Origin of the sequence: Paenibacillus sp. RU5M (genome assembly GCF_900221055.1) — a bacterium.
GTDB classification, from domain to species: domain Bacteria; phylum Bacillota; class Bacilli; order Paenibacillales; family Paenibacillaceae; genus Paenibacillus; species Paenibacillus marchantiae.
This window is the reverse complement of sequence record NZ_OBQM01000002.1, coordinates 285,415-306,443: the sequence shown is the minus strand read 5'-3', so window position 1 is coordinate 306,443 and position 21,029 is coordinate 285,415. Positions and strand designations below refer to the sequence as shown.

The window sequence follows — 21,029 nt, the reverse complement described above, 5'->3', positions numbered from 1 at the left end:
CAAGCCAAGTAATAGAGTGGAAGTCAGCGGATGGCAACACGTGCCCGGTTGGAACTCAACTGGAACTGATGTGCAAGCGGTAGGCAACCACAATGAATGAATGACAAATAGACAACGCATCTTCGGATGCGATTGTCTATTTTTTTTGCACAGAACGGGCGGAATTTGTTGCAAGTACGTTTCGTTTTACATAATATGAAAAGATACAATTTGTATCATTTTGATGTAAAGGTGTTATTTCATAAAAATGAAGGAGGAAGCGGACATGCAGAGCAATACAAAATGGGCAGCCGTGATTTTGACGATTGTTGCAGGCATGGGCTGGCTGCTTATGGGTAATTCGAAACCCAAAAACAATGTTTCAACCGATCATCAGCCAACTGCCGAACGGGCACTTGCCAAGGTGTCCAGTGCGCCTATCACATCCGCTGATGTGACGTCCAAGATTGAGTTGCTTGGAAAACCTTTTAAGAAAGCACCGTATGCCAATAATGTTTGGGACTTGCAGCTGTACAGAGGGAAAATATATATGGGTCATGGGAACAGCAGTAATTTAGGTGTTTCACCTAATGCGGGTCCTATTCCAGTCATTTATTACGATACAGCTAATCCCAGATTTATAACGCAGTCCGTCACCAATAGCAATCCGAGCATCGTTCCTTCGACCAAATTATTCGTAGATGAGGAACAGATTGATATTTATAAAGTGCTGAACGACAAATTGTATATTCCCGGAAATGATTCGGATGGTGAACAGTGGGATATGGGAAACTTCTACCGGTTAGATGGAGATGTATGGACAAAGTATCGCAATCTGCCGCTAGGTGTACACGTATACGATTTGGCGTCCTATCATGGCAAACTGTTTGCAGCGCTGGGTACCGAGCAGAAACCTACTGTATTAATCTCTCATGATCAAGGCGAAAGTTGGCAAAAATTCGCCACTATCAATACGTTTGGCTTCAGGGCATATACATTATTTGAGATCAAGGGCAAATTATATGCATCAGGCATGATGTATCCTGCCAATAAAATTTGGGGCGATAAAACCAATGTATTAGAGATTAATGAGAAGCTTGAAAAGAAAGACGTGGTCATTTATGGTAGCAAAATGCTCCCAGGATTATCCTATCAAACGGGCACAGTTCCGTATAATAAAATAGGGAAAAATATTAATTTTAACAATAAGCTGCTTTATATTGCCGGAGGGGTATTCAATGATGGGCAACTGTTACCCAAATCCTTGAATGTGATGACCGACATTAATCAGGCAGCGCGCGTCATTTTGCCAGATACTCAAGCGCTTCCTACGGATCTACTGCTTCGGGAAGGGAAAGTCTATGTGCTTACCTACACTCGCAAAAGTGCAAATCTCTATATAAACCGGGTGTATCAATCGACAGATCTGAACACATGGAATGAAATCCTCCGTTTTAACCAGGACACGTACGCCAAGTCTTTTGAAGAACACGAAGGTGATTTCTACTTTGGGCTGGGCACAGACCCCGACGTTCTATCGACTTCATCAGGCAAATTACTCAGAGTTAATCGCAATGATATCCCTGTTAATTCTAATTAAATGTAAGGAAGATTATGGATTATATACTATGCTTCATCCACATTTTTGGTTACAGAGAGAGCCGTTTAGGTTAATTGTACAGAGCAGGCCAAGATCGTAGAACTTCTTAGATGAAGCTACATCGAGCTTGCTCTATTTTTATGTTCAAGAGATTAATAATCCTTTTAAATCGAAAATTTGAAAATAAAAATCAGAAACTATAAAATAGAAAGGTGATATATCTTAACCAACTCACGGATTAACATCTGTGGTAGTTATACAATAGCATGTGCAAGAAAGTGTACATCTTTTCTTCCAATCTAATCGTAAAGGAGAAATACACAATGAATGTACCCTCAGCTTTGTTTAAACCATTTACCTCGGACAAGCTTACCCTGTCCAACCGGATCGTCATGGCACCCATGACTCGTGGATTTTCACCCGAAGGAGTACCCGGACCAGAGGTCGTGGAATATTATCGTCGCAGAGCAGCCGGAGGTGTAGGGCTAATTGTTACGGAAGGAACGGGTATTAACCACCCTTCATCCATTAGTGGCGCGAGCATTCCGCTGTTCCATGGCGAAGAATCATTGCAGGGTTGGGCGAATGTAGTCAAAGCAGTCCATGAGGCAGGTGGCAAAATCATGCCACAATTGTGGCATGTGGGTACAGCCCGCCGTTCAGGGGACCTGCCTAATGCAGAAGCTGAGCCGGTAGGCCCATCGGGAATAAGCATGGCAGGTGAACCTGAGAGAGAACCATTGTCAGAGGACGAGATCAAGGGTCTTATCCGGGCGTTTGCCCAAGCAGCAGCAGATGCGCAGCGCATCGGTTTTGATGGTATTGAGCTTCACGGGGCTCATGGCTACCTGATTGATCAATTCTTCTGGGAGCAAACCAATCGTCGTACGGATAAATATGGAGGCGATCTGGCACAGCGCACGCGTTTTGCTGTTGAGGTTATTGAAGCATGTCGCGCTGCAGTAGGTCCTGACTTCCCGATCGTACTTCGTTTCTCCCAATGGAAAATGGGGAACTACGACGCACGGCTGGTGGAAACACCAGAACAACTGGAGCAATTCCTTGCACCCCTCACGGCTGCAGGTGTAGATATTTTCCACTGCTCTACCCGTCGATTCTGGCTGCCGGAATTTGATGGCTCAGAGCTGAATCTTGCAGGCTGGACACAGAAAATAAGTGGCAAGCCGGCGATCTCCGTTGGATCGGTAGGTCTCGAAGCGGAATTCGTGGACAGAGCGAACGAAAACCAGGGAACAGGTGACGCTCATCTGGATCAGTTGAACGAGAAAATGGAAAATAATGAATTTGACTTGATCGCGTTGGGACGTGTACTGCTGAGTGATCCGGAATGGCCAAACAAAGTTCGCGAAGGGCGCCTGTCCGAAATTGTTCCTTTTACAGCAGAAGCATTGAAAACACTCTAAACTGAAAACAAACCTGATGCCGCCGAAAGGCGGCTTTTTCACCTCCCTATAATAATAATTTCAACATATGAAAAATTCACAATAGAAAACCTTTTTCGCACCGCTGACACCTTTGCTCATCCCCTCCAATCACACACGCCCTAAGGAACAACACCATGAAGTACCATACTTTAAGCCCAAAAAGGGAAATTTTTTTGCGTTTTTAGGCTGCATCATAAGAATTTGTACTGGAGCCGTCTAATTTTGAAAATGAACCACCTTATGATAAGGTTATGCCTGAACCGCATTCAGCCTGAATGACAACAACGCTTAAGGAGGATGACCATCCTTGTATATCCATAATCGCAAGTTAAAAAATAAACACATAAACACGCTTCAAATGTTGTGCCTGCTATTCGGAATAGTGCTGCTCTTATCCGCATGTGGGCAGTCACAGAAGCCCTCCTCGTCTGAGCAAAATAACAATAATGACGGAACGGAGACCAATGCGAATTCAAACACAGGTGCAAACAATCAGAATGATCAGGATGATCAACAGAATACAGTGCCTCCACAGGAAGAGAAGGATCCGGTAGAAGAGCAGCTCGACCAATTGTCTTTGGATGAGAAGATCGGACAAATGATTCTGGCGGGTGTTCAGGGAACCACTTTGGATGCTCAAGCGAAACAGATGATCACGGATCAGAAGGTGGGAGGGATTATTTTCTATGCAAATAATGTCTCGACCGTGCCAGGAACAGCAAAGTTCGTACAATCCATTAAGGATGCCAATCGTTCCAATCCGGTTCCTATTTTCATGAGTGTGGATCAGGAGGGTGGCAAAGTTAGTCGTATGCCGGAAACGGTAGAGTCTATACCTTCCAATGGGAAAGTGGGCAAGACGAAGGATGCTGATTTGGCTCAAACGATGGGCAAATTGTTAGCAAGACAAATTCAGCTGTTAGGTTTTAACGTCGATTTTGCTCCAGTACTGGATGTAAACAGTAATCCGAATAACCCGGTAATTGGGGATCGTTCATTTGGAAGTTCAGCCAGTCTGGTCTCCCAAATGGGTATAGCCGAGATGAAGGGATTGCGCAGCGAAGGGATTATTCCGGTGGTGAAGCATTTTCCCGGTCATGGAGACACGTCAGTGGACTCCCACTTGGATCTGCCTGTCGTGAACAAAACAGAAAAGCAACTTGCCCAGCTGGAGTGGATTCCGTTTGAGGCAGCGGTGAAGGAACAAGTGGAAGCGGTTATGGTAGCCCATATTTTGTTTCCAAAGCTTGATTCCGACCATCCCGCCTCCTTGTCGGACGTCATTATTGGTCAGCAGTTGCGTGGCAAATTCAAGTATGACGGTGTGGTCATCACAGATGATCTGAGCATGGGCGCGATCGCGAAAAATTATAAGCTGAACGACGCCGCCGTGGCGACGGTTCAAGCAGGGAGCGATATTTTGCTGGTAGCTCACAGTTATGAGAGTGCCAAGACTATTTTTGATACGCTGAAGAGTGCGGTGAAGTCAGGGAAGATTTCAGAATCCCGAATTAATGAAAGTGTATATCGAATTCTGGCTTTGAAACAGAAGTATAACTTGTCCGATGAGGAGCAGCCGTCTGGCAATTTGAAGCAGCTGAACGCTGACATTGTGGATTGGCGCAAGCAGGTCGATGCCCGATAGTACCAACCTGTGTTATGATTTTGGAAAGAGAATTGCATATTCCATTACGACAGGTTAGAGGTGAGACCTTTTTATGTATACGATAATGATTATTGAAGATGATCCGAAGATTGCGGGTCTTCTTCAATCCCATATCGAGCGATATGGTGACAGGGCCGTTGCGGTTGAGGATTTTGAGCAAGTCGTTCAGCAGTTTGAACAAGTTAAGCCGCATGTCGTGCTGCTGGATATCAACTTGCCGAGTTACGATGGGTTCTATTGGTGTCGCCAAATTCGTTCCATTTCCACATGTCCGATTATTTTCATCTCGGCCCGGAGTGGCAAGATGGATCAGGTCATGGCGCTTGAGAACGGTGCGGACGATTATATTACGAAGCCGTTTGAGCATGAGATTGTCATGGCCAAAATTCGAAGTCAGCTGCGCCGGGTGTATGGCGATTACGCTACGCGTCATGAAGAGCGCAAGGTGGAACTGGATGGACTAACTGTTTATCTGGAAAGATTGGAGATGGAGCTCGGTGACCGCAAGATACAACTGACCAAGAAAGAAACCATTTTGCTGGAGACGTTGCTGCGTCGCAGTCCCAAACTGGTTAGTCGTGAAACCATCTTGGAAAAGCTGTGGGACGATTCGTTTGTGGATGATAATACACTTAGCGTGAATGTGACCCGCGTTCGTAAACGATTGACTGAGCTGGGAATTACAGATGCGCTGGAGACGGTAAGAGGTTCGGGTTATCGACTCAACAGTAATTGGAAGGCACCGTCGCCTTCATGAAGTTGTTTATCAAAGAACATATTGTACTGACTTGTTGGGTAATCGTTGTGCTGCTCACCGTGGTTGCGGTCTTCTGGTACGACGGCTACGACCACTGGTTAACGGCCACGTATGCGGTATCTCTGGGGTTAGTCCTATACGTAGCCTATCTCATTTATCGGTATCTGTCCCATCGCATGTTTTATTCCCGGATGTCCCATCGAATGAATGATCTAAAAGAATTTGTTCCATTGAATGAGCCTGCTCCCTTGCCACAGGCATTGTCAGAACTGCTGGACTCACAGTACGGTCATTATTATGCACATCTGCATCGTCTGGAACAGCGTCAACAGGAATATCTGACTTTTATGAATCAATGGGTTCATCAGATGAAGACACCTTTGTCCGTCATTGAACTGACGGTTGAGGATCAGGAGGATGAGGACCCCCGTTTCATCAGCATTCGAGAGGAAGCAGACCAGATGAGACGAGGACTGGAAACGGTGTTGTACATGGCGCGGCTGGAGACATTTGAACAAGATTTCAGTGTGGAACCGGTATCCCTCAAGGCTGCCGGAGAAGAAGCCATCCATGAGCTGAAACGGTTCTTCATTCGCAATCACGTATATCCCGAGATGAAAATTGATTCTGCGTTAATGGTTCAGTCGGATGCGAAGTGGATTCGGTTTGTCCTCGTACAGCTGTTATCCAATGCGATCAAGTACTCTTCCGGGGGAAAAGGGCAAAAGGTAACCATCCAGGCTTATGAAGCCACACGGTCCATCATTCTTGAAGTGAAGGATCAAGGAGTGGGTATTCCCAAGTCGGATCTCAACCGAGTGTACCAGCCTTTTTTCACCGGAGAGAATGGGCGTCACTTTAAAGAATCCACGGGGATGGGACTGTATATTGTTAAAGATGTCCTGACACGAATGAACCATCGGATTGATCTTACATCCATTCAGGGAGAAGGGACAACGGTAACCATTACATTTGAAATTTAAATATAAAGCGCATAATGTGGAACGAATTGAGAAGACGTCTGGTGCCCTGACAGGGATCGGCGTCTTTCTCATTTTCTACATAGAAGAAACACGCCAAAGGGCGACGAGACATATAACCTTACAATAATGTCATGAAGATGAAAGGTTAATCCATAGGAGAATGGTCGAAACTTCGATAGACTGAAGTCAGAAAGTAGAGAACGACCTCGAATTGCGATGAAGTTCAGTTCAACTTTGTTTAATTCAAATCCGAAATCTAAAAGGAGCCATTAACCTATGGAAATATGTTCAGTGAAACAGATTAGCAAAATTTATAAAGGGATCGTGTCATACGAAGCCTTGTCAGGAATTGATCTCAGTATTCAGGAGGGGGAATTCGTTGGCATCATGGGTCCATCAGGCAGCGGCAAAACAACGTTGCTGAACATGATTTCAACCATTGACCACCCTACTTCAGGGGAACTGAAGATTGCAGGTAAGAACCCGTTTGAACTGAATCACGATGAACTGGCTCTGTTCAGACGCCGAGAGCTGGGGTTCGTATTTCAGTCGTTTAACCTGCTCAACACACTCACGGTAAAAGAAAATATTGTCCTGCCCCTTACGCTGGACGGAGTACCGGTTGAGGAGATGAATGAACGTGTTGATCGACTCGCAGAGAAGCTCGGCATCGCATCTCTTCTGAACAAACGCACGTATGAAATTTCCGGAGGTCAAGCCCAGCGGACAGCAATCGCACGAGCCCTGATTCATTCTCCCAAGCTGGTGCTGGCCGATGAGCCTACAGGAAATCTCGATTCGAAGGCAGCGCGTGATGTAATGGAGATGCTGGAACGTCGCAACCAGGAAGATCGAGCCACCATGCTGCTGGTCACGCATGACGCTGTTGCGGCAAGTTATTGCAGCCGGGTTGTATTTATTAAGGATGGACGACTGTACAACGAGATTCATTACGGAGATAACCGATCGACGTTCTATCAACGAATTATCAACGTATTATCCCTGATGGGAGGCTCCGGACATGAATTTTCGCCAGTTCGCCATTAATAATGTTGTTCGGAACAAACGAATTTACCTGGCCCATTTTCTGAGCAGTACGTTTTCCGTCATGATCTTTTTTACGTATGCACTTCTTTTGTTTCACCCGGATCTGAAGGATGGACTGAAGGGTTCAAGTGGGACAGTGACCATGCTTGCGAATCAGGGGTTTTTGATTGCTGAGATCATTATTTTCATCTTTTCGTTTCTGTTTCTGCTCTATTCCGTAGGTTCATTTCTCAAGACGCGTAAAAAAGAATTCGGCATATTTCAAATCATTGGCATGACACGTAAACAGATGAACCGACTGTTATTTATGGAAAACTTGTGCATTGGACTCGCCGCCATTGTGGCAGGCGTTGGATTAGGAATGATCTTTGCCAAGCTGATCCTGTTGATCTGCGGTTCGATGCTGGCGGTGGAAGAAAGTCTCCGATTCTATTTTCCATTAAAAGCAATCGCACTTACTGTCGGAGCATTTCTGCTGCTGTTTGTTGTGATTGCGCTGAGCTCATCGCTGCTGATGCGAAAAGGGTCATTGATTGACCTTGTAAAATCAGAGGAAAAACCAAAACCCGAGCCAAAGGCTTCTCGTCTTTTAGCACTTCTCTCCGTCATACTCATTGGGGGTGGATATGTGGGTGTATTTGCCTTTGTATGGATCACATACTCTTTCCCTTTGCTGCTTGGTAGTGTTGTTTTGGTTATTGCAGGCACGTATTTGTTATTCACCCAACTTAGTGTGTATGCCATTCGGGCGCTCAAAGGCAATAAGCGTTTGTTTTTCCGCAAAACGAATTTGCTATTTCTGTCCGAACTTACCTATCGAATGAAAGATAATGCGGTCATGTTTTTTATGGTGAGTGTGATCTCGGCTTCCGCCTTTACAGGCATTGGTACGATGCTGGCGATCGCTGATCCGGGATTGTCATCGATGTCAAATCCATATGCGTTTACCTACCAAAATTCATGGGATACACCTGGCGCAGAACGGCACATCAGGAAGATCGAAGAGACTTTAATTGATAATGAAGTTCCGTATCAGAAAGGAAGTTATATTCCGCTATTTGATGACGAGGGCAACTATATTATCAAACTCAGTGAATATAATCATCTTGCCAAGGCACTTGGTTACAAAGAGCGAACTTTGGAGAATGTCAACGATGCCTTTATGACTCCGGGCAATCTTACGAGTCGCAAGACATTACGAGCAGAAGCCGGGCAGGGTTCATCTCAGAAAAATATCGATATGAGGGTTGGAGAAACAAATAAAAAGATACGTCTAACAACACCTGAGACAGAGATTGTCATCCCGGTTGAATATACAAGGGAAGTGTATGTAGTTTCCAATGAGCTGTACGATAAAATGAATAAGGAATTTAAGAATGAAATCCAAGCGGATGAAAATTTTTATTTCGATAAAAAAACTCAATTTGTTGTGACAGATTGGATGGGAACGCGGAAGTTTGCTCCTGATCTGATTGAATCCATTCAAAATGACTCAGATGGTCAGGGATACTTCGAGATCAGCGCTCTCGTGCTGGATTGGCTTAATTCCAAACAAACTAATGGTATTATCCTAATTCTAAGTGGATTGATTGGCATTGTCTTTTTCACCTTTGCTGCAAGTTTTACCTACTTCCGGTTATATGCTGATCTGGAACGGGATGAAGAGCAGTACCGCATGATTGGTAAGATGGGACTGAGTCGCCCGGAGCTTCGCAACATCGTAACCAGACAACTGGTATTGATGTTTTTCCTGCCAATAGCCTTGGCCATTATCCACAGCTCTGTTGCATTTGTTGCATTACAGCAGTTGGTTGATTTCTCTGTTATGGGTTATACTTTGCGCATTTTCCTCGTATTTGCATCCATGCAGATTCTGTTCTTCCTTCTGGTACGCTGGCGCTATCTGCGTCATATGTATGCCAAATTGATCTAATATAAATCTAATAGAACAGACACCGGACCTTAGGTTTGGTGTCTGTTGACTTTTTCCTCCAAAGCAAAGTACTATTTCAATAGATACAATATGTATCATTTTAGTTAACTTGAGTCTCGAAATGATTAAAAACATTATCACCATTGAGTTTCCTAGCCTTTCTAACTGAGAAGGAGGATTACATTGAGCATAACAATGTCCCGTGGACAAGCTTATCTGCAACGGTTGAACGATGAACGGAATGTATGGCTGGATGGAGAACGTATTCGCGTAACAGAGCATTCTGCCTTCCGGGGAACCTTACAAACGATTGAAAGTCTGTTCAATCTGGTGGATGATGCGGACACGAGAGAAACAGTGGCTTATTGGGATGAGCTGACGAACGGATATGTACACCAGGCTTTTCGAGTACCCTGCAATGCTCAGGAGATCAGCAGCAGGGCGGCAGCCTTTCGATTGTGGTCTGATCGCACCTACGGGGTAATGAGCCGTCTCTCGGATTACGCCCGATCCCGCCTGACCGGATGGTACGCCACACGGGATGCGATGGCTGCATATGACCCAGCATATGGAGGTAAAATCGCTGCCTATTATGATGAGGCAAAACGGAAGGATGCCTTCCTGACCATTGTCCAGCGTGACCCGCAAATTAATCGTGCTCTGCCTGTAGGGGAAGATGAAGATGCGATGCTTCGAATCATTCGTACCAATACAGAGGGCGTTGTCCTCCGTGGGGCGAAGATGGTGGCGACTGCTGCTCCATATGCGGACGATATCATTGCATATCCGATTCAGCGCATTCCTGGACATCGCCCGGAACTCGCGCATATGGTTATTGTGGCAGCAGGAAGTCCAGGATTACATATGGTATGTAGAGAATCTTTTGCAACATTAGATTCAGATACTGCTCATCCGCTCAGTAGTCAGTATGATGAGATGGATGCTGTATTAATTTTTGACGACGTATTTGTACCTTGGGAGCGTGTACTCCTGCACAACAATCCGGAAGCGGTATGGCAGATTCGCTGCAACGTGGCATCCTTCAGTCTGGCTTATCATCAGAGCATTATTCGGCTGCATTCGAAGCTGGAATTCATTACAGCCATCACGTCTTCCATCGCCAAGGAGATTGGAGTGGATGCCTTCCTGAATGTACAGGAACAGCTTGGGGAGATGATCAGCCAGATGCATACGATTGAAGGACTCATCATCGCATCTGAGGCACAAGCTGCCCCGGATGTTCATGGGAACTGGCTACCATCATTCAAATATATCGAAACAGCCCGTAATCTGGGGAACCATTATTACCCGCGCGCTGTTGAGATTTTGAAGACTATAGCCGCAGGTGGCCTTATTCAGATCCCTTCCGGGAAGCTGGAGCTGGAAGGAAGTATCAGCCCTATGATGAACAAGTATCTTGGAGGCGTAACGATGCAGGCACCAGAGAAGATTCGGTTATTCCAGCTCGCCTGGGAGCTGGCAGGAAGTCCGCTGGGAGCCAGACATGATCTGTATGAACGTTTCTATGCCGGTGACCCGGTACGCAATCGGGCGAGTCAGTATGTGCAATATGATAAGGACCGATTATATGCCCGGGTGGAACCCTGGTTACGTAACAAGTGATGAATGGTACTGAAACTTTACTTATTTTAGCTTTATATTTGAAGCTCTGGCCTGATGCCTGGGCTTTTTATTTAGGTTATCTTTAGAAATGGTTTAGATTGATTTAAGAGACGTAGTATATAGTAGTAACGTATAGACATATGAACAATAACAAATGGAATGTACGGATACGAATTCGAATGAAAACTGAATTTATTGAAATAGGAATGAGAGGATTCGCATGAGATACACACTATTAATTGCAGATGACGAACCCGAAATTGTGGAACTGCTTCAGCTGTACCTCGAGAAGGACTACAACATTGTGACAGCCGTTAATGGAGTAGAGGCGCTAGAGTGTATCCGTTCAACTCAGATTGATCTGGTCATACTGGATATTATGATGCCTGTGATGGATGGACTCCAGTTGATCAAACAAATCAGGTCCACACATCATATGCCTGTTCTGTTCCTGTCGGCCAAAAGCCAGGACCATGACAAAATCCTTGGACTCGGATTGGGTGCTGACGACTACATCTCCAAACCTTTCAATCCTTTGGAGATTGTCGCCAGAGTGGAAGCTTTGCTCAGAAGAGTCAATCAATTTGATGCACCTGACGTGCCTGCTGCTAAGGAGTTAAATCTTGAGCTGGGTGAGCTTAGGCTTGATCGATCCCAATGTATCCTTTTTCGCTCGGGTAAACCTGTGACATTGACCTCTACAGAGTACAAAATCGTGGAGCTTCTGCTTGAGCAGCCAGGTCGTGTCTTCACCCGTAAAAAAATATACGAAGCCGTTTGGGGAGATTATTACGCTCACGAGGACAGCACGATAATGGTACATATCAGTAACATTCGGGAAAAGATCGAGCGCGACTCCAGGCAACCGGAATATTTAAAAACGATAAGGGGACTGGGATACAAAATTGAAGCGCCCATGGAAAGCTAGAGAAAAGAGACTATTGCAAACGTCCCTGACACTGGACTTTTTGCTGTTCAACTTCTTTTTGTTGTTACTGGTAGCCATCGTGTACATTATCATTAATCTGGATGTGGTTGATTTCCGCATTTCGGATCAGGTGGTGGATCCTGATCTGAATGTGGAGGCACATGTGTACGTGACAGAACTGGAGAACGAATGGCTGTCCGGTAGTTCCGATGAGACCAATAATACCGAAATTCAGCGTCTCAAGGACAGTGGGGGATGGATTGAAGTGCTGGATGCGGATCGCAGGGTCATTCGTTATATCGGGGACAAGCAGGATACGTTCACTCAGTACAGTGAAGCTGAGCTATATGCAGGACTCGAAAACCGAAATGAACAGCCGTACTATTACTCCATTAGTCCACTTTCAACAGAGGGAGCTGCAAAGTACGTTTTGCTGAAGATTCCGCGTGACTTGGTCAGTGTGCGAATTAATGATAATCAGCTGATTACCAATTTGAAGCATCCGTTATCGTTCTACATTATGATCGGGATCGGATTGGTCTTGCTGCTGATATTTGTATACAGCTATTGGGTCGCCCGGCGAATCAAAAAGCCGCTAAGTATTCTCTCTCTAGGTCTTACCCAGATGATCCAGGGAAATTATAGTACACGCATGTCCATCTCGGCAGAGAGGGAATTTGTCCAGATTGGAGAAACCTTCAATTATATGGCGGACGTCATTGAGAATACATCTGCGGAGAAACGTTATGCCGAAGAGAGCAAACAGCGCTTAATTGTGGATCTGTCACATGATCTCAAGACCCCGATCACGAGTATTCAAGGATACGCCCAGGCTTTGGTGGAAGGGCGGGGGGAAGATAAGGACAGGCAGCAGCGATATCTGGGTTATATCTACAACAAGTCCGTTCAGGTTGCGCGCATGATTCAGAACATGCTGGAATTGCTCAAAGTGGATTCACCTGACTTCCGTATGCACATTCAGCAGCGGGAAATCGGAGAATTTGTACGTGAAATTATGGCCGACACATATGGTGAGATTGAGCAGAACCATTTTGGCCTGCATGTGCTCGTTCCTGATGAAGAGATCTATGCAAGGTATGATCCGGAACTGTTGTCCAGAGTGATTCAGAACCTGATTACAAACGCCTTGTCCTACAACCCGCGGGGGACGGAGCTGCGTGTGGAGTTAATCCCACTGGACAACCATGTGGTTATCGAGGTTGCTGATACCGGTGTGGGTATCCCTCAAGAGTTGTGGGCAACCATCTTTGATCCATTTGTGCGAGGGGATGAGGCTCGTACGGGAACCGGGGGTACCGGGCTTGGACTAGCAATTGCGCGGCGGAACACCGAGAAAATGGGTGGACGATTAACACTTTCCCAGCGTGGACGAGAGACGACGGTGTTCACTATACAGATTCCGAAATAAAGAACCGACATAAAGGATAAGGTTGACATAAACATGTTGTCATTCTGATCACCATTTGCAAAATGCTCATATAGAAAAGGTTAAGTGGAGGGGAAACTTTTTGTTCAAAGTAAACTCGTTTGTACGTTTCAGTATTGCACTGGCACTGATACTGATCAATATCTATCTGTTATCACGTGTCAGCTTTATTTTCCAACCGCTTGTTACCATGATTACGGTGATTACCGTGCCGATGATGTTGTCCGTATTCTTTTATTATCTGCTGCGGCCGCTCGTCAATTACATGGAAAAAAAGAAGCTGAATCGCACACTTAGCATTTTGTTGATCTATCTGGTGTTTGGTATACTGTTCGCCCTGTTTATTATAGGGTTATGGCCTTCACTACGCGAGCAGTTGATCAACCTGGTAGAAAACGCACCAAATTTAATCAATTCACTGAGTTTGCAGCTTAAAGAGCTCGAGCAGAACGGTGCCATTACGGCTTTGTTCCCGGAAGGGTCGACCCCGTTTTCGCAGATTACGGATTACATTAACAAAGGCTTCACCTTTGTAACGAACTATGTGAGTGGATTCTTCTCACTCATCTCAAGCTTTGCGATTGTTCTGTTTACCTTCCCGATCATCTTGTTCTACATGTTGAAGCAGGGAGAGAAATTCGGTCGTAAGCTGGTGCACATTGCACCTAAACGTTTCCAAAAAGACAGTCGTGATGTGGTACTTGAGATCGATCAGGCGTTAAGCGGCTTTATCGTGGGACGAGTTCTCGTGAATCTGGCTTTGGGCGTGCTGATGTATATCGGTTTCCTGATCATTGGTCTCCCGTATGCACTGCTGTTAACCGTGATTGCGGTCATTATGAACTTTGTTCCGTTTATCGGGGCGATTCTGTCCTCCGTTCCTATTGTTATTATGGGACTGGTGGTATCCCCTTCGGTTGCGATCTGGTCACTCATTATTATTCTGGTAGCGCAGCAAATTCAGGATAATCTGGTTGCACCGTATGTATTCGGCAAAAAACTCGATATTCACCCGCTTACCACCATTATATTGGTGCTGGGTGCAGGGGATCTGGGCGGCATTATAGCCATTCTGATTATCATCCCTGTCTACATGATCGTTAAGATTATTTTGGTACGAATCTATCAGCTATTCTTCAAGGACAAATGGCAGAATGCTTAAACATTTATAAATGATATAGAAGGAGTGGAAATCATGTCTGAAATCATCCCACAACCATACACTGAACCTGAGTATATTGAGCCACAAACTGTTCCAATGGGCGCCATTCATATTTCCAACGATGTAGTATCCAAAATTGTTGGCATGGCCGCTCAAACTACAGAGGGAATATCCTCCATGTCTGTTGGTCTTACCGAAGGAATCGCCAAGAGTATCAGCGGAAAGAGCTTGCAGAAAGGAATTGACGTTGCAATCAAAGATGACCAGGCATCTATCCAACTGCGAATCAATGTTCAATTTGGCAAAAAGATGCATGAAGTCTGTCAGGAACTTCAACATAATGTGCAGCAAGCTGTCGAGCAATTAACAGGCATTATGGTGAATGAAATTAAAGTTCAAGTGGTAGGCGTGACCATGCAGGAGCAAGTTTAAAGCAGAACGATTAGAACGAACGAATGGAATTCAGTCATAAGCAGGTAGTGATATCCTGTGTGAAAATACAAAACAGCACTTTCCCATTAGCTGCATAAATGGGAAGGTGCTGTTTTGTGTTTGCGATAATACGTAGGGGCTTCGCCCATAACTTTTTTGAACATTTTCGAGAAAAGCAGCTGGTCGGCATATCCAACGGAACGGGAGATATCCCCAATGGTCAAAGCCGGATCCAGCGTCAGCTCAGCCGCCCTGCGCATGCGGTAATTGACCAGATAAGACTGAATGCTGGTGCCCATCTTGTCTTTGAAGAGAGAGCACAAGTAACTGCGCTGTAAGCCAACATGAGACGCAATGGACTGTACGGTTATGGTATTAGCATAATTAATCTCAATGAAATCCATCACCTGAGTGACATAAGTTTCTTTCGTATAGTCCTGGAGCGGAATAGGTCTGTCCTCACCGGCTCGATCAATCAAAATGGAGAAAAACTGAAAGAGCAATCCCGTCATGTTGATCTCCCATCCCTTATGGGTGTTGCGAGAGCTAATCATGCGGTGCAGACAGGAGCGCATCTCGTCATCGTCATTACCCATCTCAAAGATCGGATGGTGCTCAGACAGGCAGGCCTGCTGTAATAACGAAGGGCAGGTGCTTCCTTGGAAAGCAACCCAGCTATACTCCCACGGATCATCCTGATCTGCTTCATAATGAACGACAGAATGGGGGACGATGAGGAACCCCTGACCTTTGCGCAGCGTAACCTTTTTGCCTCCAACTTCGAAGGTACCTTTGCCGTCCAATATGTAATGGATTTTGTAATAATCCCGCATGGCCGGGCCGAAGTGGTGACCGGGTGCGCAAGCTTCTGTGCCGTAATGAAGGAGCTGCAGCTCCTGAAAGTGATTGTTTTTGCACATATACGTAATCAAGGCTATTCACTCCTGTTATGAGGTCGTTATACCTTGCATTTTAACATATAAAAGGTGAAAAGGGATCGTTTTATAAATATCATTTGATGAAGATACCAATCATTTTTCCATATCGTTGTAGTGAAATGCCATATCGTTTTACATGGAAAGTGTCTAAGATGAGAGGGTATTCAATAACTTTTACAGGAAAAGAGAGATTAACGATGCCTTATACTGCGAGTGAACAACGATACAGTGAAATGAAGTATGCACGCTCTGGCAAAACCGGAATTAAACTGCCGCAAATAGCACTAGGCTTATGGCAGAACTTCGGTGGAAACCGCACCCTGGATATTCAGGAAGAGATGATCCTGCGCGCATTCGATCTGGGGATTAACCATTTCGACTTGGCCAACAACTATGGACCACCTCCAGGATCAGCCGAAGAGAATTTTGGTGTCATTCTCAAAAAACATCTGCGTCCTTACCGCGACGAACTGCTCATCTCAACCAAGGCAGGTTATCATATGTGGAACGGTCCATACGGCGAATGGGGTTCTCGCAAAAACCTGATTGCCAGTCTGGACCAAAGTCTCAGCCGGATGGGACTGGATTACGTAGATATTTTCTATCATCACCGTCCAGATCCGGAGACACCGCTCGAAGAAACGATGACTGCGCTGGATCATATCGTTAGACAGGGTAAAGCTCTGTATGTAGGCTTGTCCAACTATGATGCTGAACAGACAAAAGAAGCAGTTACTATTTTGCGTCGTCTCGGAACACCTTGTCTGGTTCACCAGCCAAATTATTCGATGCTGAATCGCTGGATTGAGGATGGATTGCAGGATGTGCTGGATGAGCACGGCGTAGGATCGATTGCATTCTGTCCGCTTGGCCGCGGTCAGTTGACGAATAAGTATGTGGACAAGATCAAGGAAGAGCGCGCTAATCCAACAGGCAATCTGAGAAAAGAAGCCTATACGGACGAACGGATCGCCAAGTTCGAAGCACTTCAGGCGGTTGCTGAACGTAGAGGTCAAACGATCTCCCAGTTGGCGCTGAATTGGATTTTGCGTGGTAACCGAGTTACTTCCGCTCTGATCGGCGCAAGCCGTGTGTCCCAGATTGAAGAAAACGTAGCGGCCCTTCAGGCACCAGACCTGACGACAGAAGAGCTGAATGAAGTCGAAAGCATCTTGGATGGCATCGGAAACTACGCTTGGTAAACTTGTAACGGAGAGATACGACTTTGGAGATTCAGAGTCATGTCTACAATGATTAATTTGATCCCTATGATATAGATATGTTGGGATAACTAAGGTGTCTTCCTGTAGTCGGGAGGACACTTTTTTTGTCTTACTTATCGTTCTTTATATGTAGAGATAGACCTTTTAGAGCTTCGGCTTAATTGACCTATGTTTATTTTTTTCTTAAACTATTTCATATCATAGCACCAGGTCCTAGGATTTAGGGTATAATATATAGATGCTATACATTTGAAATATGAAGGAGAGGCTCCATTTGAATTTTCAACAGTGGATTTCGCCTGAAACCTATAACCTGACATCCGAGATGGAGAATCACCCGTCGGATCGGGTTGCACTTAGATGGCTGAGCGATCATAAAGAATTGGAAGAGATCACTTATGGTGAGTTATTGAAGCAGGCAAATCGTCTTGCTGGAGGCTTGCGTGATCTTGGTTTGGAGAAGGGCGACCGGGTGCTGGTCATGGTACCACGCCGAATTATTGCCTATGTTATATACATTGCCTGCCTGAAACTGGGGATTGCTGTTATTCCTTCTTCCGAGATGCTGCGTGCGAAAGATCTGGAGTATCGTCTTCGGCATTCCGAGGCCCGGGCTGTCATTGTCTGGTCCGAGACGACTGCTGAAGTTGAAAAAATAGATGCAGATCTGCCGGCATTGGCACACCGCATCGTTGCATCACCAAATGGTGATGATAGCGTACCTGGAGAAGGCTGGGTCAATGTACACCAGTTAATGCAAGGCCAATCCGATACGATGGCTGCGGTGGAAACACATCGTGACGATATGGCTATTCTCGCTTATACCTCCGGTACGACTGGTAATCCAAAAGGCGTAGTACATAGTCATGGTTGGGGGTATGCCCATTTACGGATCGCTTCATCGTTATGGCTGGATATTCAGCCTTCGGATACGGTATGGGCAACGGCAGCACCGGGATGGCAAAAATGGATCTGGAGTCCATTCCTGTCTGTACTCGGAAGAGGGGCTACCGGACTGGTCTACAATGGATCATTCCAACCCAAACGTTATCTGGAACTGTTGCAGGAGCATCAGATCAACGTCTTGTGCTGTACGCCGACGGAATATCGGTTAATGGCCAAAGCAGACGATCTGGGTCACCATGATCTGTCCGCACTGCGCAGCGCCGTGTCTGCTGGTGAGCCGTTGAATCAGGAAGTAATTGAAATTTTCCAGCGTCACTTTGACCTGACGATCCGGGACGGATATGGACAAACCGAGAGCACGCTGCTGATCGGCAGCTTAAAAGATGCTCCCGTACGAATTGGTTCTATGGGGCAGTCCATTACACCAGGCCTTATTGAGATCGTCAATGAAGAGGGACAACTTGTACCTGCTGGTGAAGTAGGAGATATCGCAGTGCATAAGGATATGCCAGCCTTGTTCCGTGCCTATTACCAGGATGAGGGACGGAAGGAAGCGAATCAGCGTGGGGATTATTTTGTAACAGGTGACCGCGCACGCAAAGACGAAGAAGGCTACTTCTGGTTTGAAGGTCGAAGTGATGATATCATTATCAGTTCGGGATACACGATTGGACCGTTCGAGGTGGAAGAAGCGCTGATGAAACACGCCAGCGTGAAGGAATGTGCGGTCGTAGCAAGTCCTGATGAGATCCGTGGTAACGTAGTGAAAGCATTTGTAGTGCTGAGAGACGAGTCTCTCGCATCACCAGAACTGGCGCGCGAACTGCAAAACCATGTGAAGGAATGGACAGCACCCTACAAATATCCACGTAAAATCGAGTTTGTAGCCGATCTGCCGAAAACAAACTCAGGAAAAATCCGCCGGATCGAGCTGCGTGAGCAGGAGAAACGCAAGGCTTAAATGATTGTGCAGCAATAGTATTCAAATATGAAACAGGTGTGAACACAACCATGAGTAATTTTGAACAAACCTTTGAAAAATCGTTGGAACAATACGCAGAGCTGGTTGTCAAAGTCGGCGTAAATATTCAGAAGGGACAGGATCTGCTCGTAACGGCACCCATCGAAACATTGGAATTCACACGTCTGATCGTGCAAAAAGCGTATGCGGCTGGCGCCAAGTATGTACAGGTTGATTTTGATGATGACGATATTACACGCAGCCGTTTTGAACATGGCTCTGATGATAGCTTCGATTATTACCCGGCCTGGAAGGCGGAAATGATGGAGAAGTTTGCAGAAGCAGGCGGCGCTACGCTCACGATCAAAGTACCTGACCCTGAATTATACAAAGGCATCAATTCTCACAATGTTTCGCGTGCAACCAAAGCGGCGGCTCATGCACGTCGCGGATTTTCGAAATATACACGTAACCACGAAATTAGCTGGTGTCTGATCAAAGCGCCAACCAAGGCGTGGGCGAACAAAGTATTTGCCGACATTCCAGAGGAAGATCGCATTAACGTGATGTGGGAAACCATCTTCAAAATGAACCGTGTCGATGGCGGGGATGCTGTACAGAACTGGAAAAAACATCTGGACACCCTGAATGCCATGAGTGATTTGCTGAACAAGAAAAATTATAAAAGCCTGCACTACCGCGCACCCGGAACGGATTTGAAAATCGAACTGGTGAACAACCATATTTGGGGTGGCGGCGGTAGCGAAAACAAGCAAGGTGTGTATACCGTTGCGAACATGCCGACAGAAGAAGTATTTACAATGCCGAAGCGCAGTGGAGTCAACGGATTTGTCAGCAGCACGATGCCGCTGAATCTGAATGGACAACTTGTAGATCAGATGAGAATTACGTTTAAGGATGGACAGGTTGTTGCGTTTACAGCAGCTTCGGGTGAAGAGCATCTGAAAAACCTGTTTGCCACCGATGAAGGTGCACGTTATCTTGGCGAAGTTGCCCTCGTGCCGCATGATTCGCCAATCTCCAACTTGAATCGTATTTTCTATAATACCGGTATTGACGAGAATGCATCCTGCCATCTCGCCGTAGGAAGTGCATACCCGTTCAACATGAAGGATGGTACGACGATGTCTAACGAGGAATTGCTGAAACATGAATGCAACGTTAGTCTGACCCATGTGGACTTTATGATCGGCTCCGCAGGGCTCGACATTGATGGTGAGTTGCAGGATGGAACGGTGGAACCTGTATTCCGCAAAGGGAACTGGGCATTTTAATTGGTGAAAACAAGGCAATAAGTTAGAAACAAAGGCGACTTCAACGTTGAAGTCGCTTTTGTTGTTTTTGGCATCCACAACTTTAAATGATTTATAGCGGCTTAACGGGTACACATATTTCGCAAAAATCCAGAAGAAGCAGATCACCCGCATACCTTTCCATAATGGGTTTGTTGTCCATGATACAACCATTGCTCTGCAAATACGGGAAAATCTCGGTCCAGGCTTGCTTCACATCTTCTGCTGTATGATTGACTTTGCAAACCAGATATTGCCCGCCAGGAAGTTCAGCTTCTTCAAGTTGGGAAGTCGACTCATCCAAGGAGTAATCCTCTGATATGACAATACAAGCATCATACCTACATTGAGAGGGGTGCGTGGTTTCCGGGTTGTCCTGCGGAATGCCGAACAAGATGGTCGACCTTGTAAGCAGGCCTTTGGATCTTGCCCAGGTCTTTAATGTTTCCATCGCGTGACTGTTAGCAGGACCATACGGACCGACTTGTCGTACATAAGCAATTCGGGAGGTTGTCAGGTTTTCGATGTGGAATTCCATTGGAGTTCATTCCTTTCGTTACGATTAAGGGTTACATCTCGAATGCTATCATGGTATAAAAAAATATTCATATGTATTTTTGGCGAAAGAGAGATTGGTTTGACGTGCGATTTGTTTATTCTGGGGAAATAGGAAAGAGGCCGATGAT

17 protein-coding genes are annotated in these 21,029 nt (G+C 45.7%); 15 read left to right on the top strand and 2 right to left on the bottom strand.

Translation table 11 applies throughout. From position 1 onward, the window contains the following. The first annotated feature begins 265 nt into the window (after window positions 1–265). From CRO25_RS07060 to CRO25_RS07005, 12 genes are all read left to right on the top strand, one after another. On the top strand, window positions 266–1,579 hold the full coding sequence (locus CRO25_RS07060; protein ID WP_079694458.1) for a hypothetical protein: 1,314 nt from the start codon (window positions 266–268) through the stop codon (window positions 1,577–1,579). 323 nt (window positions 1,580–1,902) lie between these two features. Then, a complete protein-coding gene (locus CRO25_RS07055) occupies window positions 1,903–3,003 on the top strand; it encodes an NADH:flavin oxidoreductase (RefSeq protein ID WP_079694457.1) in 1,101 nt (366 codons plus the stop codon). A 328-nt stretch (window positions 3,004–3,331) separates the two neighbouring features. After that, window positions 3,332–4,669 (top strand): beta-N-acetylhexosaminidase, encoded by a 1,338-nt coding sequence (gene nagZ, locus CRO25_RS07050; protein ID WP_256863596.1) that lies wholly within the window; start codon window positions 3,332–3,334, stop codon window positions 4,667–4,669. A gap of 73 nt (window positions 4,670–4,742) precedes the next feature. Continuing rightward, window positions 4,743–5,447, top strand: coding sequence for a response regulator transcription factor (locus tag CRO25_RS07045; RefSeq protein ID WP_079694456.1), 705 nt, complete (start codon window positions 4,743–4,745; stop codon window positions 5,445–5,447). Beyond that, entirely contained in the window at window positions 5,444–6,430 is a 987-nt protein-coding gene (locus CRO25_RS07040) for a HAMP domain-containing sensor histidine kinase (protein ID WP_079694455.1), read from the top strand. The genes CRO25_RS07045 and CRO25_RS07040 overlap by 4 nt, the downstream gene beginning before the upstream one ends. Before the next feature lie 276 nt (window positions 6,431–6,706). Further along, window positions 6,707–7,477: an ABC transporter ATP-binding protein gene (locus CRO25_RS07035; RefSeq protein ID WP_072732602.1), complete on the top strand. Its 771-nt coding sequence runs from the start codon at window positions 6,707–6,709 to the stop codon at window positions 7,475–7,477. After that, entirely contained in the window at window positions 7,452–9,410 is a 1,959-nt protein-coding gene (locus CRO25_RS07030; RefSeq protein ID WP_079694454.1) for an ABC transporter permease, read from the top strand. The genes CRO25_RS07035 and CRO25_RS07030 overlap by 26 nt, the downstream gene beginning before the upstream one ends. A gap of 195 nt (window positions 9,411–9,605) precedes the next feature. Beyond that, a complete protein-coding gene (locus CRO25_RS07025; protein WP_079694913.1) occupies window positions 9,606–11,033 on the top strand; it encodes a 4-hydroxyphenylacetate 3-hydroxylase family protein in 1,428 nt (475 codons plus the stop codon). 220 nt (window positions 11,034–11,253) lie between these two features. Next, a complete protein-coding gene (locus CRO25_RS07020; RefSeq protein WP_064638805.1) occupies window positions 11,254–11,961 on the top strand; it encodes a response regulator transcription factor in 708 nt (235 codons plus the stop codon). 13 nt (window positions 11,962–11,974) lie between these two features. Continuing rightward, complete coding sequence (locus CRO25_RS07015; RefSeq protein WP_256337836.1) at window positions 11,975–13,390, top strand: HAMP domain-containing sensor histidine kinase; 1,416 nt, start codon at window positions 11,975–11,977, stop codon at window positions 13,388–13,390. Between the two features lie 100 nt (window positions 13,391–13,490). Then, window positions 13,491–14,570 (top strand): AI-2E family transporter, encoded by a 1,080-nt coding sequence (locus CRO25_RS07010; RefSeq protein ID WP_063563459.1) that lies wholly within the window; start codon window positions 13,491–13,493, stop codon window positions 14,568–14,570. 33 nt (window positions 14,571–14,603) lie between these two features. Next, window positions 14,604–15,002 (top strand): Asp23/Gls24 family envelope stress response protein, encoded by a 399-nt coding sequence (locus CRO25_RS07005; protein ID WP_079694453.1) that lies wholly within the window; start codon window positions 14,604–14,606, stop codon window positions 15,000–15,002. An 86-nt stretch (window positions 15,003–15,088) separates the two neighbouring features. Here the strand turns inward: CRO25_RS07005 and CRO25_RS07000 are convergent, their stop codons facing one another. After that, window positions 15,089–15,934: an AraC family transcriptional regulator gene (locus CRO25_RS07000; protein WP_079694452.1), complete on the bottom strand. Its 846-nt coding sequence runs from the start codon at window positions 15,932–15,934 to the stop codon at window positions 15,089–15,091. 203 nt (window positions 15,935–16,137) lie between these two features. Between CRO25_RS07000 and CRO25_RS06995 the strand changes: the two genes are divergently transcribed. The 3 genes from CRO25_RS06995 (at window position 16,138) to CRO25_RS06985 (ending at window position 20,325) form a co-directional block, all read left to right on the top strand. Further along, window positions 16,138–17,142, top strand: coding sequence for an aldo/keto reductase (locus CRO25_RS06995; protein ID WP_079694451.1), 1,005 nt, complete (start codon window positions 16,138–16,140; stop codon window positions 17,140–17,142). 277 nt (window positions 17,143–17,419) lie between these two features. Then, on the top strand, window positions 17,420–19,030 hold the full coding sequence (gene mbcS, locus CRO25_RS06990) for an acyl-CoA synthetase MbcS (protein WP_072732607.1): 1,611 nt from the start codon (window positions 17,420–17,422) through the stop codon (window positions 19,028–19,030). 50 nt (window positions 19,031–19,080) lie between these two features. Then, window positions 19,081–20,325: an aminopeptidase gene (locus tag CRO25_RS06985; RefSeq protein ID WP_079694450.1), complete on the top strand. Its 1,245-nt coding sequence runs from the start codon at window positions 19,081–19,083 to the stop codon at window positions 20,323–20,325. A gap of 91 nt (window positions 20,326–20,416) precedes the next feature. On the opposite strand, the gene CRO25_RS06980 is transcribed toward CRO25_RS06985, so the two are convergent. Beyond that, window positions 20,417–20,881, bottom strand: coding sequence for a GyrI-like domain-containing protein (locus CRO25_RS06980; RefSeq protein ID WP_079694449.1), 465 nt, complete (start codon window positions 20,879–20,881; stop codon window positions 20,417–20,419). Between the last annotated feature and the right edge of the window lie 148 nt (window positions 20,882–21,029).

Excerpts from the sequence above, each read along its gene's own strand:
- CRO25_RS06980 (WP_079694449.1), bottom strand. The coding sequence starts at position 20,881 with ATGGAATTCCACATCGAAAACCTGACAACCTCCCGAATTGCTTATGTA.
- CRO25_RS06985 (WP_079694450.1), top strand. The coding sequence starts at position 19,081 with ATGAGTAATTTTGAACAAACCTTTGAAAAATCGTTGGAACAATACGCA.
- CRO25_RS07055 (WP_079694457.1), top strand. The coding sequence starts at position 1,903 with ATGAATGTACCCTCAGCTTTGTTTAAACCATTTACCTCGGACAAGCTT.
- CRO25_RS07035 (WP_072732602.1), top strand. The coding sequence starts at position 6,707 with ATGGAAATATGTTCAGTGAAACAGATTAGCAAAATTTATAAAGGGATC.
- mbcS (WP_072732607.1), top strand. The coding sequence starts at position 17,420 with ATGAAGGAGAGGCTCCATTTGAATTTTCAACAGTGGATTTCGCCTGAA.
- CRO25_RS07045 (WP_079694456.1), top strand. The coding sequence starts at position 4,743 with ATGTATACGATAATGATTATTGAAGATGATCCGAAGATTGCGGGTCTT.
- CRO25_RS07060 (WP_079694458.1), top strand. The coding sequence starts at position 266 with ATGCAGAGCAATACAAAATGGGCAGCCGTGATTTTGACGATTGTTGCA.
- CRO25_RS07025 (WP_079694913.1), top strand. The coding sequence starts at position 9,606 with ATGTCCCGTGGACAAGCTTATCTGCAACGGTTGAACGATGAACGGAAT.
- CRO25_RS07030 (WP_079694454.1), top strand. The coding sequence starts at position 7,452 with ATGAATTTTCGCCAGTTCGCCATTAATAATGTTGTTCGGAACAAACGA.
- CRO25_RS06995 (WP_079694451.1), top strand. The coding sequence starts at position 16,138 with ATGCCTTATACTGCGAGTGAACAACGATACAGTGAAATGAAGTATGCA.
- CRO25_RS07020 (WP_064638805.1), top strand. The coding sequence starts at position 11,254 with ATGAGATACACACTATTAATTGCAGATGACGAACCCGAAATTGTGGAA.
- CRO25_RS07040 (WP_079694455.1), top strand. The coding sequence starts at position 5,444 with ATGAAGTTGTTTATCAAAGAACATATTGTACTGACTTGTTGGGTAATC.
- CRO25_RS07005 (WP_079694453.1), top strand. The coding sequence starts at position 14,604 with ATGTCTGAAATCATCCCACAACCATACACTGAACCTGAGTATATTGAG.